Origin of the sequence: Citrobacter sp. TBCS-15 (assembly GCF_005280815.1) — a bacterium.
GTDB classification, from domain to species: domain Bacteria; phylum Pseudomonadota; class Gammaproteobacteria; order Enterobacterales; family Enterobacteriaceae; genus Citrobacter; species Citrobacter werkmanii.
Genome location: NZ_SZWK01000031.1, coordinates 1 through 250, shown reverse-complemented (window position 1 = coordinate 250; position 250 = coordinate 1). Strand labels below are relative to the sequence as shown.

At 30.8% G+C, this 250-nt stretch carries 1 protein-coding gene; it reads left to right on the top strand.

Going from position 1 to position 250, the window contains the following annotated elements; translation table 11 throughout:
* On the top strand, positions 1-250 hold a 250-nt coding region (locus FDW96_RS02800; RefSeq protein WP_137365191.1), incomplete at both ends, for a NisI/SpaI family lantibiotic immunity lipoprotein.

Here is a 250-nt window from a genome sequence, read left to right as displayed (position 1 = left end):
GTTTGACGAAGGAAGTTATACTAATTTTATTTATGATAATAAATCGTATTTCGTAACTGATAAGGAGATTCCTCAGGAGAACGCTAACAATTCCAAAGCAAAATTTTATAAGCTGTTGATTGTTGACATGAAAAGTGAGAAACTTTTATCAAGTAGCAACAAAAATAGTGTGACTTTGGTCTTAAATAATATTTATGAGGCTTCTGACAAGTCGCTATGTATGGGTATTAACGACAGATACTATAAGATA